The 16,880-nt window shown below is 41.6% G+C and carries 13 protein-coding genes; 2 read left to right on the top strand and 11 right to left on the bottom strand.

Features of this window, described 5'->3' with window-relative positions; translation table 11 throughout:
- The first annotated feature begins 130 nt into the window (after positions 1-130).
- Positions 131-454, top strand: coding sequence for a BLUF domain-containing protein (locus tag E2R66_RS15675; protein WP_133235305.1), 324 nt, complete (start codon positions 131-133; stop codon positions 452-454).
- Positions 455-475: 21 nt separating this feature from the next.
- Here E2R66_RS15675 and E2R66_RS15670 read toward each other — a convergent pair whose 3' ends face one another.
- The 8 genes from E2R66_RS15670 to E2R66_RS15635 all read right to left on the bottom strand — a co-directional run bounded on the left by E2R66_RS15670 (position 476) and on the right by E2R66_RS15635 (position 10,547).
- Positions 476-1,108 carry a response regulator gene (locus E2R66_RS15670; RefSeq protein ID WP_133235303.1) on the bottom strand — a complete coding sequence of 211 codons (633 nt, stop codon included), beginning with the start codon at positions 1,106-1,108 and terminating at the stop codon, positions 476-478.
- A 1-nt stretch (position 1,109) separates the two neighbouring features.
- Positions 1,110-4,040, bottom strand: a complete 2,931-nt coding sequence (locus tag E2R66_RS15665; RefSeq protein WP_133235301.1) for a sensor histidine kinase — start codon at positions 4,038-4,040, stop codon at positions 1,110-1,112.
- Between the two features lie 29 nt (positions 4,041-4,069).
- Positions 4,070-4,963, bottom strand: a complete 894-nt coding sequence (locus E2R66_RS15660) for a hypothetical protein (RefSeq protein ID WP_133235299.1) — start codon at positions 4,961-4,963, stop codon at positions 4,070-4,072.
- Positions 4,964-4,975: 12 nt separating this feature from the next.
- Entirely contained in the window at positions 4,976-5,404 is a 429-nt protein-coding gene (locus E2R66_RS15655; protein WP_133235297.1) for a DUF3592 domain-containing protein, read from the bottom strand.
- 219 nt (positions 5,405-5,623) lie between these two features.
- Complete coding sequence (locus E2R66_RS15650; protein WP_133235295.1) at positions 5,624-6,127, bottom strand: hypothetical protein; 504 nt, start codon at positions 6,125-6,127, stop codon at positions 5,624-5,626.
- Positions 6,128-6,152: 25 nt separating this feature from the next.
- Positions 6,153-7,700, bottom strand: coding sequence for an LGFP repeat-containing protein (locus E2R66_RS15645; RefSeq protein WP_158288423.1), 1,548 nt, complete (start codon positions 7,698-7,700; stop codon positions 6,153-6,155).
- Between the two features lie 78 nt (positions 7,701-7,778).
- Positions 7,779-9,800 (bottom strand): thiol-activated cytolysin family protein, encoded by a 2,022-nt coding sequence (locus E2R66_RS15640; protein WP_133235291.1) that lies wholly within the window; start codon positions 9,798-9,800, stop codon positions 7,779-7,781.
- A gap of 24 nt (positions 9,801-9,824) precedes the next feature.
- The gene (locus E2R66_RS15635) at positions 9,825-10,547 is read right to left on the bottom strand and encodes a hypothetical protein (RefSeq protein WP_133235289.1); all 723 of its coding nucleotides are present in this window, start codon (positions 10,545-10,547) and stop codon (positions 9,825-9,827) included.
- Positions 10,548-11,057: 510 nt separating this feature from the next.
- Here E2R66_RS15635 and E2R66_RS15630 point away from each other — a divergent pair.
- On the top strand, positions 11,058-13,295 hold the full coding sequence (locus tag E2R66_RS15630) for an alpha-N-acetylglucosaminidase (RefSeq protein ID WP_133235287.1): 2,238 nt from the start codon (positions 11,058-11,060) through the stop codon (positions 13,293-13,295).
- Positions 13,296-13,551: 256 nt separating this feature from the next.
- On the opposite strand, the gene E2R66_RS15625 is transcribed toward E2R66_RS15630, so the two are convergent.
- The 3 genes from E2R66_RS15625 to E2R66_RS15615 all read right to left on the bottom strand — a co-directional run bounded on the left by E2R66_RS15625 (position 13,552) and on the right by E2R66_RS15615 (position 16,869).
- A complete protein-coding gene (locus E2R66_RS15625) occupies positions 13,552-14,538 on the bottom strand; it encodes a DUF5007 domain-containing protein (protein WP_133235285.1) in 987 nt (328 codons plus the stop codon).
- A gap of 65 nt (positions 14,539-14,603) precedes the next feature.
- Entirely contained in the window at positions 14,604-15,317 is a 714-nt protein-coding gene (locus tag E2R66_RS15620; protein WP_133235283.1) for a hypothetical protein, read from the bottom strand.
- Positions 15,318-15,348: 31 nt separating this feature from the next.
- Positions 15,349-16,869 (bottom strand): RagB/SusD family nutrient uptake outer membrane protein, encoded by a 1,521-nt coding sequence (locus tag E2R66_RS15615; protein WP_133235281.1) that lies wholly within the window; start codon positions 16,867-16,869, stop codon positions 15,349-15,351.
- Positions 16,870-16,880: the final 11 nt, after the last annotated feature.

The following is a 16,880-nucleotide window of genomic DNA, read 5'->3' as shown; positions in this document are numbered from 1 at the left end:
CGCAAAAATCAAGGCTTTCAGGGCTACTTCAAGAGGCGTTAGAGATACTACCTTTTTCCTCTTCAGACTTGCTAAAATCTATGCTTAATCTTTTCTTCCCCCCAACTTTTCTCCTTGATCCAACAAATCCATCACCGGTCTTTTAGTTTTTGTGGAAGGAGTACATAATGGGTCAGTTATCGCCCGTTTTATGCAAGTGCTTGAGGGGCCTGAAGATGAAGTGAAAACTACTTATGAAAAGATTACGAAAGACAAGCGACATCACAATGTGTGCACCTTAGCAGCGGGATCAATAGCTAAAAGATCTTTTGAAGGTTGGGGTATGAAGTTCGAAAAAATCAATTTAAATGCACACCCGGCCTTGTTCGACTTTTTCACGCTCGATCAGCATTTGTTGCAGGGTACTGTTTTCAGCAATTGTGATGCTGCGCTCAACTTTTTAAAGAGCTTCTAGCGCATACCAATGAATTACAATTTATTTAATTATTTTAAGCCTTAAGCCTTTGCCAACAGCCTCGGTGCCGTTAGCTACGTGCATTTTATGATACACATTTTTAAGATGCGTTTTAACGGTTTCAATAGAAATGCCTGTTTGTGCGGCTATTACTTTATAAGGCAGGCCTTGGGATAACATGGTAAGCAATTCAACTTCCCTTTCGCTCAAACCATGACTCGGCAACGACTTTTCTTCCTTAAACATTTGCATTACTTTGCGGGCTATCTCGGGGTTCATAGGGGCACCACCGCCATATACGTCTTTTATGGCTGCCGTTATCTGCGATGCGCTGTTCTTTTTTAACAAATAACCATTCGCTCCGGCCACCAGGCATCTAAAAAGTTTATCGTCATCCTCATAAACGGTAAACATAATGACCTGTACGGCGGGCAACATTTGCTTAGCAATCTTTACCCCTTCAATACCGCCTATACCGGGCATATCTATGTCCATCAAAATCACATCGGGCTTTATGTCACCCTCCAGGTGGTTTTTTATGTGATCGCAATTGTTAAATGCCCCGGTTAGCCATAAATCATCGTCATGGTCAATCAGCAGTTTTAGCGTTTGCCTTAAGCTGTTGTTATCTTCAAATACCAATACCTTTATCATACTACAGCTTTATTTCAACAACTATTTCGGTTCCTTTATTATTGCCTGTATTTATTTGTATCCGCGCACCTATTTCTTCGGCACGCTTACCCATACCACTTATACCATTGCGCTTATGCATTCGTTCGGGTGGTATTCCCAGGCCATTATCAGTAATAGTTATTACCAAAAGTTTTTTTTGTAATTTAAATAACAATGTTGCCGCTGTGGCATTGCTATGTTTAGCTATGTTGTTTAAAGCTTCTTTTACTAATAAATACAGATTGCGGTTAATCTGGTAAGATAATGTTTTTTCCTGCTGGCCCATTTCATCGTAATGTTCAAAAGCAATATCCCTTGCCTCCATCATTACATAACCGTAGTTAACCAGTTTTACAAAAATTTGCTGAAGTGAGTTTTCTTCTTTTTTTAAACTCCAGATAATCTCATCCAGCTTCACCTGTAGTTGCTGCACATCGGTATTGATGCGTTGCAAATACAGGGCAGATTTCTCTGGCAGCCTGGTTTCATCTTTCAGCATACCCGATAAAATATTGATACTACTTAGCGTTGCACCAACATCGTCATGCAGATCTTGCGATATGGCCGACCGGAACTTGCCTATCTTTTTTAACTGTCTTAGTCTGAACGCGAAAAACAGCCATACCAACGATACTACCGCAGCTGTAATGACAATAACAAACCATATCGTTTCGTAAAAAGCAGGTAACGCAAGTACATATAGCAGTAACTGTTTGGTTTGTTGGTTACTTAAATTATCAACAGCTTTTACCGTTATTGCATATTTTCCGGGCTTAAAATTAGAAAAGGTTAAAATCGGGTTATTGCCAAGCGTTGACCATTCGCCATTGTTAATACTGTATAGGTAGGTTATTTTACGTGTATCAGCAAAATCCAGCGTGGAGAAGGCCATTTGCAGGTTACGTTCGGATGGGCTTACGGTTATTTTGTTTGCAATTACCTCGCGGTTCTTTCCGTTAACGTGCAGCGACGAGACGACCAGTTTATTTTGAAGCGTACTTTTAAATACTTTGCCGGTATACAACAGGCTAATGGCTTTGTTAAAGCCGATGGCAATTACGTTATCATTTATTAAATCGAACCCGTAAATGGCATTGTTTGATGGCAAGCCATTTTGAGTAGTAACCAACGTTAGCTCATCTGTTTTAGGGTTCCATACCTGCACGCCCTCTTCTGTGCCGAACCATATACGCCCGTCCGGCATTTCGGCAATCCCCTCCACATGTTCATTGGCCAGGTTATGGTCATTTATAGATATGATACGCGTAACCTGGCCTTGGGGGTTTACCGTATTAAAGCCGCCATAACCCGAAAACAACAAGTTAAACTTTTTAGAAGGCGCGATGTGATTATAATAATCACCTATAAACATATTTTCGTTTTTTGTTCTGCCAGATATAGGCACAAAGGTGCTTTGTAGTTTATCATAAACCGCCAAACCAAAACCGCTCCGCATCCAGCCAGCCAAATAAACTTCGCCCCGGCCAGTTGCATAAATATCATTCCACAAGTTTTCCTTTGCAAATACCGGACTATTCTTTACAGGCCAATTTTTAGCTAAGGAATAATTGACCTTGTTAAGTACCAATACAGGGCCGTTATCCAATAGCAGCCATAGGTAGCCGCCAGCCTCCAACACCTTTTTTATACCAGGTATTTTTACTACCTTAATTACCTTGCCGCCATCATAAACATAAAGCCCCACAGATGTGGCAATCAACAGCTTAGTGCCGTAAACCACTATATGGTTAACCCGTGCCGCCACGGGTAACTTTTCCCAATACCCATCCAGATAGGTAAAATAACATTCGCCAATGCTGGTATTTACAAAGTAGCCCTTACCGTTACGTTGCTTAACAACCTGCGTAATCGCGCTTTCGCCGGCGTTGCCAATAAGCGGGGTTACCGGTATGTTTACAATGGCATCAGCGGGAGGAGTTAGTTTGATTAAGCCCTGGCTGCTGTTAACCCATATAAAACCGTTTTGGCGCACACAGTATATGCTGTTGATAATGCCGCCATAAGGGCGCATATTAAAGATTTCGGTTAAGTGGGCCGACGGGTTGCTTAGCGTATATACCTTATCGCTTGATGCCAGTACAACATATTTTTTACCATTTATATAGCTTGTGGTAATGGAAACAATGGCATCGGTAATATTGGTGTTTGCGGTTGAAAGGATGGTTTGCGTTGAAGGTTGTACAAGAATTAAGCTATTGCCGGCAGCCAGTAAAAGCGAATCGTGCCCTATACGTGCCGAGGTGGAAAAATTTAGGTTATTAAGCAGTTGTATTCTACTTTGGGTTAATTGCCCTGTTTTTTCATTCCACAACTTCATCCCAAAAATACTGGCTATCCATACCTCTCCATTTTTAAACTGGGTAAAGGTGGCCAGCCTGTCTGTGGTACTGTCGTAATCAATAAGCGCATAGCTTTTAAATGCTTTTTTACGGGCGCTGTAATATTTTACATGGGCAAAATCGCAGCACCAGATACGGCCGGCATTATCAACAAAAATATTATTATAATGATCATTAGATGGATCGCTATCTCTAAATTGAGTAGTGGCTATTTGCTTAGCAACGGCTTTATAGGGATTAAACCGGGCCAAACCACCTGTATTGGTATAGTAAACTAAACCGTTATTACCGGCATTATACATGCTTAATATATTGCCGCGCACTGCAGGGTAAGGTTTAAAGTTATAGCCATCGTATCGGCAAATGCCGCGCCTGGTGGCCACCCATAAAAAGCCAACGCTATCGGCAGTACAGCTTTCTACATGGTTTGATGGCAGGCCCAGGTCTGCATTGTACACATCAGCGGTAAATTTATTTTGGGCCTGCAAAACACCACTAAAAAACAGGCAGTTGCATAATATTAAAAGCAGAAGTTGTGTTGTAAACCTCATAGTTAATGTTTAGCAATATACAAAACCTTCTATGGATCTATAACTACTGTAACTTCCAGTTCTTTTGCCTTGCTGCCCGGCAAAAACATGCCCGCGCATGCGCCGTTACCGCTCCCGGTAATACAGCCATCTGCTGCACAAGGCACGCCGTTAAGGTCCATAAAACGGTTTATACAAGCATCCGGATGCACTACTGCGGGGGCTTTGAGCTGCCCCCGGCTAATGAAAATTTTCCCTTTGTACAGGTATGCTTTTTTTATCACGAACTGCTGTCCGGCCTTTGATACATCGCTATACATGGTATTATAGGGCTTCGTTCTTAATGCCGCCGGGATATCGTTTTTTTGTAACCTAAAATATAGCGTGGTATCTATAATCTGCGGGGTATTCTGCAGGGCATCTTCTTTTAAAGGCACAGATAGCATCCAGGTTTTTTGAAGCCATAGCAGGTTTCTTTGCGTTACATCCATATTTTGCAGGTAAGCCAGGTTAAGCGAGTTTTCGGTTACAAAATCAAACAAAACAGGCATGGCATAAATATCCGGTTGCAAGCCTTTAGCCGTAAGCTGTATTTTATACCTTTCGGGATGCACGGTCATTTCAATCAGCATATCATCATCACATAACCAGGCGTAAGTACCAGCCGGCACTGTTACCGGAATTTTAAGCCCGCCTACCTTATCGCTTGCTGTTGCCGAGTATGAAAATGACGTTTGAATATACCGTTTAATCCCGCCGATAAAGCGAGGTTTTGAAACCAGCAATTGCTTATCATAAATCACATTGGCCCTAATGAATTTATTACCAGACAGCGTAGGCGGTAACTTAAAGGTAACGATCATGGTACCTGCCCAATTTTGATTTGTTTGCGCAAATAGATTAAGGTTACCCAGCAAAAGCAGCATTAACAATAGTTTTTTCATAGCGGGCGGTATTTATATGGTATTATCGGCTTTTTCCCATAGCATTTGCCAGGCAATAAAAACAACCAACAACCCAAAAGCGGTAACAAATAAACCGCCTGGCCACTCGCGCCAGCTAAGTATTACAGCGTCCGATGGGTCATCGGCTTTGTAGCTTAATGCTATCTCCTCGTTAATGCCATAGCTTTTACTCAGCCACTTAAATGACAAGGTTTTACTAATACCATTTACTATTGTACCATTAGGAATGGTAAACGAAAAGGCCGGGTGCGCTTTGCCCGTACCTTTTATTCTTTTGTAGCTAGTGATATGCGCGGTAGCTTTTATACCCGTAATGGCCGTGTAGCTGTAATTATAAATGTTCCACATATTAAAAACAGCTATCGCGATACCAAATAGCAGGCAAATTGCTGCAATTAGCTTTTTATTTTTGATGATCATTTTATTTCCATTTAAGTGGCCGATTTAATAAGGCAGAACAATGGTGAAAAATTACCTAAGGCCGGCCAATCAAACTAAATTGACGGGTATCTTATATTACTACCGGTATTGATGCCGGTATCCGCACATTACACCGGTTTAGCATCAGTAATATAATAAGTAACTGCGCTTTTTCATGTTGGTAAATATTGGAGATTAAATACAGGTTAAACCATGCAGTTACAGGGATAGATTAAGATTGTTAAAGTTACCGCTTATTTTACCGGAAGGTACCGTAGCGGCCTTGGACTTGTTTTTTGCTACCGCGTACAAAACCCCGGTAAACGTTCCGGAAACATTTTTGCCCGATACTTTTAAGTTGGCTGTACCGGTAACTTGATACACTGTTCCGTTAATCATGGCGATAGTGCTGGCATCTTTGTTCTGCAAAAGCAGCTGTGTGCCGGTTTGTATTTTGGCTAAAAACAAATGCACCTGCGCACCGTCGCCATGATCAGTAAGAAAGCTGGAACCCAGGTCGTAAATACCTTTCGGACCTTTAATCACCGTGGCGTTATCAGTTATCGAAGCACCCATAGCTTCAAAATGAATAGTACCCTTGCTGTTTTGGTTACGCATTTGTTTAATAATGGCATCCGTTTCGGCATTGCCGCTTTGGGCAAAAGTTGTTTTACCAATAATACATAGCATGGCAAGCAGCCAAATAGATGTTAATTTTTTCATGTTTTTGCTTATAAATTACCTGTTATTATTTTTCAGCCTTTGTATTGTTGCCTGTAGTCACCATTGTTCCTTTTTGGGCACTGTAATAAATTATACCCTTATCAAAATGACTGGCTCTGCTATATTCGGTATAATTATGGTCGTCAGTTTCGTCGCTTGTGGGGAATCCCAGCGGCCCTGTTTCATAACCGGTATCGCCCCACTTTTTCATAATGTCGCCACCTATAGCATAGGCTGCGGCGGTATGCGGGTTATAATAAACCCAGCCCTTTTCGAAACGTAAAAAATATCCGCCTGCACCGGCTGTAGGCCGCGGCATTGCACTTTCGGTATGCACAGCGCCAAGGTTGGCTTCTTTACCCTTATCAAAAATTAATTTTTTAATCAGGTCTGCATTCCCGACTATATTTGTAGCAGTTGGTCGCATGGGTAACGTAGCTAATTGTGCCGTTAAAGTGCTAACCTGTATTGGTCCGGCTTCAAATTCGGCTTTGGATAAAATTTTGGCTTGGCCGGGTTTCCATAAAATATAGCCGTTCGTAAACTGATTGTATTTTTTATATCCAGCCTGCGCCCATTTGCTTTCGGTAGTAGGTTTTATCAACGTGTTTATGATATCGGTTTCATCAGACACCGGCAGGCCCAGTACTTGATTCTTGTACTCGCCAGCCGCATTATAGGCCTTGTATATGTCGCCATGTACCTCAAATGCGTTGCTGACGAATGTTGCGTAGATAGCGCAATTTTCAAAACGAGCTACGTTGCAAACGCCGTTTGTTAATTCGGCAGCGGTTTTAAAATCTACCAGGGCACCGGTATTAAATCCGTTTAAAAGTAGTTGGTTCCATTTTTGCCGTATAGCTTTGTCACTTAGCTGTGCAAAAACAGGTTCGGTACTGATGAAGAAACCATAGTTGCCGTCAAAACCATTTTTATCAAAGTAGTAATTGTCTTTATTAGGGCTTTTAGCAGACTGCAAAGTGGTTAGAACAGCATCCGGATTCCAAAAATTAAAATCAACCTTCTTTTGATAAGCTACTCTGTCTAAATCGTTATCAATGGTAACATATTTTGCTTCTAACGCATTAGTTTTATCAAGGTACTCTTTAGAAAATAACATGGTAAATGCAGTACCAATATCGTCAGCGCCTGCTTCGGGTTGTTCTGCAAACATGCTTTGCGTAGTTTTTACCTGGCCGCGTTCAAAGCCAAGGTTGTTCCATTTAGCATCAAAAGTGCCATCCTGCACGGCAACGCTGATTTTATTTTTGTATGTGGCTACTCTTTTTGCAATATCATCACTATCCCACTCATAAGGTATAACTTCAATGGCTATATCCTGGGCAGGCCCCTCATATAAAACAGGTTCATAGTTTTTAAAATAGGTTCCGCCAGCATCAACACCTCCCTTGTAACTCCATTCGGGGATTTGCCTGGTAGCTATACGAACACCTTTTTTAAATACGTTGATCACAAAATATAGCTCATCACTGCCGCTACCGTTGGTAGTTTCGGCATAGCAATGTATTCCAGCCAATTTTATTTTTACCTGTGCATGGCTACCTAATGCCATAAGAATGCCTATTATAATAAGAAAGCCGCTTTTCATATTCAATTTTGTTTGATATGGTACCTGATAGAATTTTATACCTTACTCAAATGCAAGCCTAAAGGTGAGTTTATAGGTAGATCTGTCACCCGAATCTTCCTGGGCGGTGTATTCTTTGGTTAGCGGCTGCCCAATTTTAGCGGTCAGCACATCGCTCATCGGTATATCTACAAAATAATGGGTGCCGCCATGCCCTGGTCGTGTATTATAGCTTTGCTGTTGTTGCCCCTGTAACGGGCAATAATGATCTTTTGAGCTGTTGATCCAAAACCAAAGGCGTACCCTGCCGGTTGCCCTATCGGGTGCGGCTATATTTTCAAACACGTTTTGATAAAGCGGCGATGTAGCGGTTTCATTTGATGCTACCGCGGCTTTTTTGCCAAAATCAAAAATGGTTTGGTTGACTACGCTTTGCCCGGCATTGTTTAATATTTCGGCATCAACCCAACCCCACATATCGCGGTTGGAATTTTTGTTTTTTGTAAGGGCAATATTCAGCTTCATAGGCCTGTCGGCATTAATCCGGCAATTTTGTTCGGGAATATTTTCTACCTGGCATGATGTTGCTGCTATTTTACCATCTAAAAAGCGCAGCGAGTAACTGATAGGCTCGCCCAATTCCTGCGGGTTGATCTTGTTTCCGGAAACTATGGCCTTTAGCAAGGCATCCGTTTTGCGCAGCATATCGGCATAACCGTAAGCGCTGGTAGATATTGGCTGCCTGGAACCGTAAAGGAAGATCTTGAACCGGGTGTTCTCCATTTTTTGGGTAACCTTACTATCTACCTTTAAATCTGCACCCCAGCCATCTCCTTTAAAATTGTTCTCTATTTCCGATTCATCCAAATCGGCCTCAAAATATACCATCAGCTTTACCCCGTAGGTAATATGATCTATATACACCAGGTTACCGTTTATATTATTGGCATCGCCTGCGTTAAACAAGCTATCTGTTTTAGGGCCGGCCGAAATTGTATATACCGGGTTAACGTAATTAAGTAAAAACTTACGCCTTTTTGTACTGGTAGTGTAGTTAAACTTATCTTTTAAACTAACGCCATAACCTGTATAGGACGCTCCAACGGCAATATTTAAGGCCGACTCGCTATTCACCATGCTCGATTCGAGGTATTGCCCAAAACCCAAAGGCGACGATGAAAAAGGCTGCTTACGAAACTCCTCTACCTTGCTCTTGAGGTTAAATTTATCGGGGACAGGTATCTCAATGGTATTGTCTTTGTTAGTCATGGTAAATACCACCGGGCTCCTGTTGGTATTAATGGCATTAAAGTTACCCTTAGCCATTTCGTTAAGATCATAAACACCGCCCAGCCACAAATTTGTCATGGCTTCGGGGTTCAAAATCTCCTGGTTCATGTCCTCTACGGAATAACTGCGGTATTCTGTTTTACATAGCACAGAATCGTTTACCGGTTTCTCGGCGGTTTCCCTGGTTTTACGAGGGGCAGAGAATTTAGGTGATGAACTGATATCCTTATCTGTTCTCTTAACGATACGCATTTGAATACCGCCAATTTGCCTTAAAGATATGGCCGGGTTAAATGCAGCTACACTTACCTTTGCCGGTGCCCTAAAAGCAATTCTGCTTTTTTTAACAACTTCGGTGCGGCCATCGTTCCAGTAAATGTTGCCGTTATCAAATTTGCTCATCCGTTTAAAACCACTTTGATCTGCATCCATTTCGTCGCTGGCCGGAAAACCAAGTGGGCCGGTTTCGTACCCGGTTTCCCCCCATTTTTTCATGATGTCGCCATATATTGCAAATGCTTGTTTTAAGCTAGGATTGTAATACACCCACCCTTTTTCATAACGCAAAAAATAACCGCCAGGCCCCGCGGTAGGGCGCATTGCCGGGCTTTCGCTGTGTACGTTACCTAAACCCGCCTGGGCGGCTTTTTGCTTTATTAAGCCGGCAATATCATTGCTTTGGTTAGCACCGCCAACTGGCACCCGTGTGCCGCCCGGTCGGTTTATTTGCGCCTGGGTGGTTTCAAATACTATTAAAAGCAGGGCCAATAATAGGGTGATCTTTGTTACTTTCATTTGTGTGGTTTTTAGTTTTTTAAATTAGTTGCAATTATTATAGTCGTTAATAATTTGCAGCAATACTGCCTTGCGGCGTAACTCCCCGTTGTTTACAATAAATGGGTAAAAGTAATCGTGCTCTTTGGCCTTTATCCGGGCAGCAAGCACCGGGCAGTCCTGAACGTAAAGGCTCATTTTATCATTAAAACCAGGTGTGAATTTGCTGCTCTCCAGGTTGTACACTTCATTGGTGCCGCCGGGCAGCCGCAGATAGTATTCAATTGCTGTTTCATCTTTACCTGTGGTTTGGTTCCGGCTAACCACCTCGTTTTGATACAAGTCCATCCTGCCGCCTGGTTGGGTAAGCTGCTTTACAAAACGCAGGGCATTACCTCCCCAAAAATTACTACCTACCAGCATTTTAACACTATAGGTACTACCATTAATGTAAATGGATTTAAGGTCGCCAATAAAATAATCCTGGTAGATGTTGGTGGCATCAATACTAAATTGAATGCGGCTAACCGAACTGTAATTGTCAAACGACCGCACATTTATTTTGCCGTTTAGCTGCCTTCCATTAGCTAAAGTAATGGAGGCTGGCTGGCCACTCATGTTATTAACCGAGCTGTAGTAGGGAGCAGTACAAGCATTCAAAAAAAATACGGCTATAAACAACCATAAAATAATGCAGCGACCGGCTGTACCATTTTCATGTTGCGGGTTAAGGATATTGGGCCAAATGGATAATTTCAGTATCGGCATTTTTTATAAGCTGACACTAAGCTATGCCGATATTTTGCCTGTTAAAATCCCTCAATCGGGTGATGGCTTGCCGTAATAAAACTGAAGCAATTTGACTTTTAATAGATAATTTATGAAAAGCATGGTAATAAGTGTACTCCTGCTTTTACCACTATTATACCTATACCGGCAAATACCTTATTAGGCTGGCGTGTACGCTGTCTTTTTTTAAAAACCAAGCTATACCCAAAAAATCGGCTATAAAATTGGCGACTTGGATATCGAATTTAAAACAAGAAAACTGAATACTTAACGGGTTACTTAAACAAGCCCATAAAATCATCCATTTTTAACTAAGGGGTGTAATAAGCTAATAGGAATAGCGAAATCAAACATTTGAAAATTGCAAATCATTTAGCAAAAATTTATAAAAAACGTCTTTTTAAGCTCCTTTTGCTAAACTATTATTAATACTACCTTAATTTAGTGCGGAAAAGCAATATTGCGTATTATTAAAAAAAACCTAACCCAATGGGAATAAAAAATCCAGTAAAAAAAAGAATTTTAGGACTACTTCTGATGATGTTTGGCCTGGGGCTTACCAGTAGCTTTGGTGCCACCATTACCGATACAGATGATAACGGTAATGCAAAAGCACTCATCGAGCGGATACTACCCGGCCGCTCAAATGCTTTTGTGTTGCAAACCATACCAACGATTAACCAACGAGATAGCTTCTATATTGATAACCTAAACGGCAAAATATTAATTAAGGGTACAGGCCCACTCGCTTTAGCCAAAGGCTTCAATTATTATTTAAAGCATTATTGCCATGCCTCTGTTACCTGGCACGCAAATGATGCGGTAAAGGTGCCGGCTATCTTACCAGCAGTGTCTGAACCAATGGGCCAGGCGTGCCGGTTTGAGAAACGTTTCTTTTTAAACTATTGCACCTTTGGTTATACGATGCTATGGTGGCGTTGGAACGACTGGGAACGCCTGATAGATTGGATGGCGCTGAACGGCATTAATATGCCACTGGCTATAACAGGGCAGGAATACATATGGCAGCGGGTTTGGAAACAGTTTGGAATTACCGAGGCCAAAAGCCGTTCGTTTTTTACCGGGCCATCACACTTGCCATGGCAACGTATGGGGAACCTGGACCGGTGGCTGGGACCATTACCCCAAAGCTTTATCGACGATCAGTTTGCTTTGCAAAAACAAATTTTAAAACGCGAGCGGAGTTTGGGTATGCAACCTATTTTGCCGGCTTTCGCAGGCCATGTACCAAAAGATCTTCAGGAAAAGTACCCACAAATAAAGTTATCTAATTTAGGCTCGTATGAAACCGGCCACCAAAATGATGCCTTTTTTCTTAATCCGATGGATCCGCTGTTTGTAAAAATACAGAAAGCATACCTCAAAGAACAGCAGAAACTTTTAGGCACCAACCATTATTACGGTGCCGATCCTTTTAACGAAATGAATCCGCCAAGTTGGGATGCAAGTTATTTGGCCAGCGTGGCCAAAACCATATATGGCGGAATGCAGGCAGTTGACCCTGAAGCGGTTTGGGTGCAAATGGGCTGGACTTTTTACTACGACCGCAAGCACTGGACCAACCCACGACTGGAGGCTATGATAAAAGCAGTGCCATCCAATAAAATGCTGCTGCTTGATTATTTTACCGAGGACACAGAAATTTGGCGCCTTACCGACGGCTTTTTTAATGCCCCTTATGTGTGGTGTTACCTGGGTAATTTTGGAGGCAACACGCAACTTGCAGCACCTCTTTTAAAAGTGGCTAAAATACTCCCTACCGCCGAAAACGACCCTAATAAACGCCAAATGGTAGGCATAGGCAGTACTTTGGAAGGTTTTGGTGTAAACGACTTTATGTTTGAGTGGCTGTTTGACTATGCCTGGAATGCCGGTGCAACCAATACAAATGATTGGATAAAAGCCTACGCAGATAGCCGCACAGGCCACTCCGACCCGGTGGTGCAGGCCGTTTGGACAAAGCTGCTTCCGTTGGTGTACAACAACCAGGTATCGGGCGTTGGGCTGGGTAATATCGTTCAATCACAACCCAGGCTTAAAGGGCATGGCGGCTATTCGTCGTTAAGTAGATATGATTACGGAGCGGTAGCCAATATTTTCCCCGCATTATTCATGGCTGATTCCATGTCAAAAGCTTCGCCTCTTTTTGTGCGCGACCTGAGCATGATAGAAAAACAGGTATTGGTTAACCTGGCATCATCTTTCCGCGATTCTATCGCCAAAGCATACTATGCAAAAAACGAAGTAGTTTTTGAAAAATACACCACCCTGTTCACAACACTTTGCGATGATTTGAACACGCTTACCGGAACCCAGCAGGAATTACTACTGGGCAACTGGCTTGATGAAGCAAGGAGTTTTGGTGTTACCCCCGAACAAAAAGACTATTATGAGAAGAGTGCCCGTGTGTTGATCACTACCTGGGGCGGTGAAGACAACGAAAATTCGGACTATGCGCAAAAGGATTGGTCGGGTATGTTTAGCAGCTATTATAAAAAACGCTGGGAATTGTTTTTTAAAGAGCTACGCAAGACGATTAAAACCGGCGAAGAGCCTGATATGAAAGCTTTCAATAAAATACGCGCAAAGTTTGATTGGGAATGGACCAGCAACACCCAAACAGAACAGCATTTTGCAGCAAAACCTACGGCTAATGCCCTTAAAGTTTATGAGGAATTATATAAAAAGTGGGCACTTTACTTATAATGTTTTGATATGGGCTTTATCAAAAGCAGCTTATAACATAAGCGGCGTTAGCCGTCAAATAAACAAAAACTAAGGCGAAGGGGGCTGTTTCTAATTCTTAAAGAAACGCCCCTTTGCCTTTTTTGATTGTTGCGTGGAAACAGGTCGGTAAAAAAAAACCGACAGCTAACTGATAAACGTTAGCTGCCGGTAGTAGTTATAATAAGAAGCGTATCTGTAAGGAATTGTACTGATACTTTCTTTATGACACCTGGTGTTATTTGTGTGTCACATCGTTAAATTTAACCTGTACTATGTAGGTCCCTTCGAGTTTTACCTGCCATGACCATCTTGGGTTTATAGAAAAAGTTCCTAACGAGGCAGGGAAACCATCAATTGTAGCAAATTGACTTGGTATCCTGTAATACATTAAGAACCCCCAGTTTGTTGTTGGCGTTATGTAAGATGTTAACGGGAATGGTGCAACCTCAAAATCGCAAATCATAGCGGTATCATTTTTTACAACGGGGTTAAACTTGGCATAGTTTTCAAATACAGGCCTGTCGCCACGTTTTATAATCTCGCCTGTTTTGGGGTTAAATGGCTTGTTGTTTTTATCAACCATTTTTAAGATCACCCTTGCGCCATCGGCAGATATCCTGGTACAAGTTACCGTAGGTGCTTTCATAGGTGTAACGGCCCCGGTTACATCATGAAAAGCATTAGCAACACCATCCGTAATGGCAAAAAGGTCATCAGTAGAAGGATCAACAACGTTAATGTTGGCCAACGACGGAAATATTTTGGTGCCGGTAGGATTTTTAAACTCCACATCAAACGTGTATTTACCAAGCGGTAAATTAATAGATGCCCTGTTAAATGTTAATTGGCCGCTAACTTCGTTAAATGATAAAGGTGGCACTGTTCGGGTTTCTCTTTTTGCATTTAACTGTGCCACTGTTGTATCAGTTGCTGCATCAAAAGACAAACCATCTTTAAACACCACTATTTTGTATGGCGTGGTAAATTCCTTTGGCGCCGGGCTGCCATCAATACCTCTTAAATTTAACATTTTATAGCTGTATGGAGGCGTTGAGCCATCGGCATTTATCCTGTCAGACTGGTACAGTATCAAACCGCGTTTGGCTAAAAGCTCGTTGTCCTTATAACGGATGGCATCACTTTGAAAACCATTAGGAATTTTTTTACAGGCAACAACGCTTGCTAAAAGCATTGTGCCCAAAATATATTTTTTTACTTGCATATAATTTATTGATTAGATACAGTGTGTATTACAATTAACACAATACACACTGTATATGGTAGTTATTAATTGCCGGTTGATTGTGCATTGAAAAACAAACGATGATAGCCATTTAAAACGTGCACTATCCCTGTAGTGGTAATAATGCCGGAGGTTTGAACGTCAACCGCCTTATCTTTTTCGTCATCAGGGATGGTGCTTGGATCAAGCTGCAAATCGTCCCTCGATCCTGTTACCCTTACGTAATTAACGTAGTCTACATGGTCTACATAACTGCTATAATCAAATGACCGCCTAAACTTGATCAGGTATTGTACCGCAGAATTCGGCTGTCCCGGTTTTGCGGGAATAGGGCCAAGCAAACTATCATATAACTTGCCCGTTACCGTTATTTGATCGCGGTTTATTTTACCTGCAAACATGTACGTTTTTAGAGAATCGCTTAATTCCTGTGATGGAATATCCTTGATACCAAAATCAAAGTTTTCAGTTCCCACCTCAAGCGATTTCTCAAACTTTTTTGCAGCTACATATGGCACAATACCATAATTGGTTGTAACAAAAAAGGTAATATCGCTGTTAACTACATCCTTTAAACCGGCCTTGTCAATTATTCTCACCAATGAATCAAATTGAGGCTTTGATTTCAGGTAATCGTAGGTTGTCATATTAACATGCGGATCGCTCACGCCACCGTCATTCTTATAGCTGTCTTTTTTACATGAAGCAATTAAAAAAACCGCTAAGCATAAACATAGTATACTTATATATTTTCTCATGATGTTCTCTTGTTTAGTACTATACATTTTGTTACACTTTACCAAGCCAGTATTTAGTTTGTTTCAGTAATGGATTTTGCTTGAATAGGGCAGGATCAACCGGCCAATAATATCCCTCGGCTTTAAATCGGGGCGATGTTAGCCAATCCACATGATTTTGGTACTCTCTGGTTCGTAACAGATCATAAAATATGGTACCTTCCAGATAAAACTCCTTGCCACGCTCAATGCCATATTCATACATCACATCACTTAAACTATAGCTGTCGTCTATTAAATTGGGGTTCTTATCAAACCTTGTTCTCCAATTGTTGATAATGGTAATTGCAGAAAACTTATCTCCTTTATACAAAGCTATTTCGGCTTTTAATAGTATAAAATCACTTAACCTGAAGATAATCATATTATTACTCAGATAAGGATCGAGTTTTTGGGCAAGGTTTCTGTATATAACATTACTATACTTGGTACACATGGGTTGGGTAGTGGAAACCAGTTCAAAGTTATTTGTATAACGTATATCCGTTGATCCTGAGCCGTAATGCTCGCTCAGGTAGTTTGGCACTACAAAATCGCGCGGATTAGTACTGCCCTGGTTTATGTAGCTTTGGTTTAAAAATCTAATACCAATACCTGCGTTTGAACCTTCGAGCGTGTTTTCGCTCATATTAATTTCAAATATGCCCTCTGACGACCTGCCTACAAAAACACTTTTATATTTGCTGGTGTCTGAAAGCGAATAACCTCCACGCGCCATTAGGGTGTTAATTGTTGTATCGGCACTGTTTACATCAGTAATGTTTGGATTATCGGTTGACACATCAAGCATTGTTGCTCTCCAAAGGTATAAATGCGCAAGCAGCGCATACACTGCACCAGCGTTGGCCGTAACTTTAGCATCACCTGCACTGGCGTATGACCAGGTTAACAAACCCGCAGCTTTATGGCAATCATCCTCAATGAGTTTCATAACATCGGCCTTAGGGCTTCTTGGTAATTGAGGCGCAGTAAGCGGATCGTCGTAAGCTTCGGTAACAATTGGCACATCGCCCCATACCCTAACCATCATAAAATAACTAAATGCCCTTAAAAATAAAGCCTGACCCAGAATGTTGTTCCTGAAAGCAGTAGGATTATCCTCCGTTTGCAGCTGCTCGTCAGTCATTTTCGATACATTTTTGATGACGATGTTTGACATTGCGATAGCCTTGTAGTAGTAGGTATAGTTACCCAAATTCTCCAGGTTGTATTGAAATGTGTAATCACCATTCTGTATACCTTCAAGCCCGTCGCCATTATATTGAATAGTAAAATAATTTTTGGCAACTGCTTCACCGTACATATAGTACCTATCGTTATAGTTGGTCATCGCAGCCCGTACCAGTGCGTAATTGCCGGATATAGCATACCTGGCATCGTTTGCATTTTTCCAAAATACTTGCTGGTAAGTTGAGTTTTTGGGCACCTGTTCCAGCAATTTCTTACATGAAGTAGCGCTTATCAAAAGCAGTACACCTAAAAATATGCCTAATTTTTTATATGTGTTTCTCATCGTTATTTCTG

The organism is Mucilaginibacter psychrotolerans (assembly GCF_004519315.1).
In the GTDB taxonomy this organism is placed as follows: Bacteria; Bacteroidota; Bacteroidia; order Sphingobacteriales; family Sphingobacteriaceae; genus Mucilaginibacter; species Mucilaginibacter psychrotolerans.
The sequence above is the reverse complement of the archived record's forward strand: the minus strand, read 5'-3'. Positions and strand labels throughout refer to the sequence as shown.

Excerpts from the sequence above, each read along its gene's own strand:
- E2R66_RS15670 (WP_133235303.1), bottom strand. The coding sequence starts at position 1,108 with ATGATAAAGGTATTGGTATTTGAAGATAACAACAGCTTAAGGCAAACG.
- E2R66_RS15665 (WP_133235301.1), bottom strand. The coding sequence starts at position 4,040 with ATGAGGTTTACAACACAACTTCTGCTTTTAATATTATGCAACTGCCTG.
- E2R66_RS15660 (WP_133235299.1), bottom strand. The coding sequence starts at position 4,963 with ATGAAAAAACTATTGTTAATGCTGCTTTTGCTGGGTAACCTTAATCTA.
- E2R66_RS15655 (WP_133235297.1), bottom strand. The coding sequence starts at position 5,404 with ATGATCATCAAAAATAAAAAGCTAATTGCAGCAATTTGCCTGCTATTT.
- E2R66_RS15650 (WP_133235295.1), bottom strand. The coding sequence starts at position 6,127 with ATGAAAAAATTAACATCTATTTGGCTGCTTGCCATGCTATGTATTATT.
- E2R66_RS15645 (WP_158288423.1), bottom strand. The coding sequence starts at position 7,700 with ATGGCATTAGGTAGCCATGCACAGGTAAAAATAAAATTGGCTGGAATA.
- E2R66_RS15640 (WP_133235291.1), bottom strand. The coding sequence starts at position 9,800 with ATGAAAGTAACAAAGATCACCCTATTATTGGCCCTGCTTTTAATAGTA.
- E2R66_RS15635 (WP_133235289.1), bottom strand. The coding sequence starts at position 10,547 with ATGCCGATACTGAAATTATCCATTTGGCCCAATATCCTTAACCCGCAA.
- E2R66_RS15630 (WP_133235287.1), top strand. The coding sequence starts at position 11,058 with ATGGGAATAAAAAATCCAGTAAAAAAAAGAATTTTAGGACTACTTCTG.
- E2R66_RS15625 (WP_133235285.1), bottom strand. The coding sequence starts at position 14,538 with ATGCAAGTAAAAAAATATATTTTGGGCACAATGCTTTTAGCAAGCGTT.
- E2R66_RS15620 (WP_133235283.1), bottom strand. The coding sequence starts at position 15,317 with ATGAGAAAATATATAAGTATACTATGTTTATGCTTAGCGGTTTTTTTA.
- E2R66_RS15615 (WP_133235281.1), bottom strand. The coding sequence starts at position 16,869 with ATGAGAAACACATATAAAAAATTAGGCATATTTTTAGGTGTACTGCTT.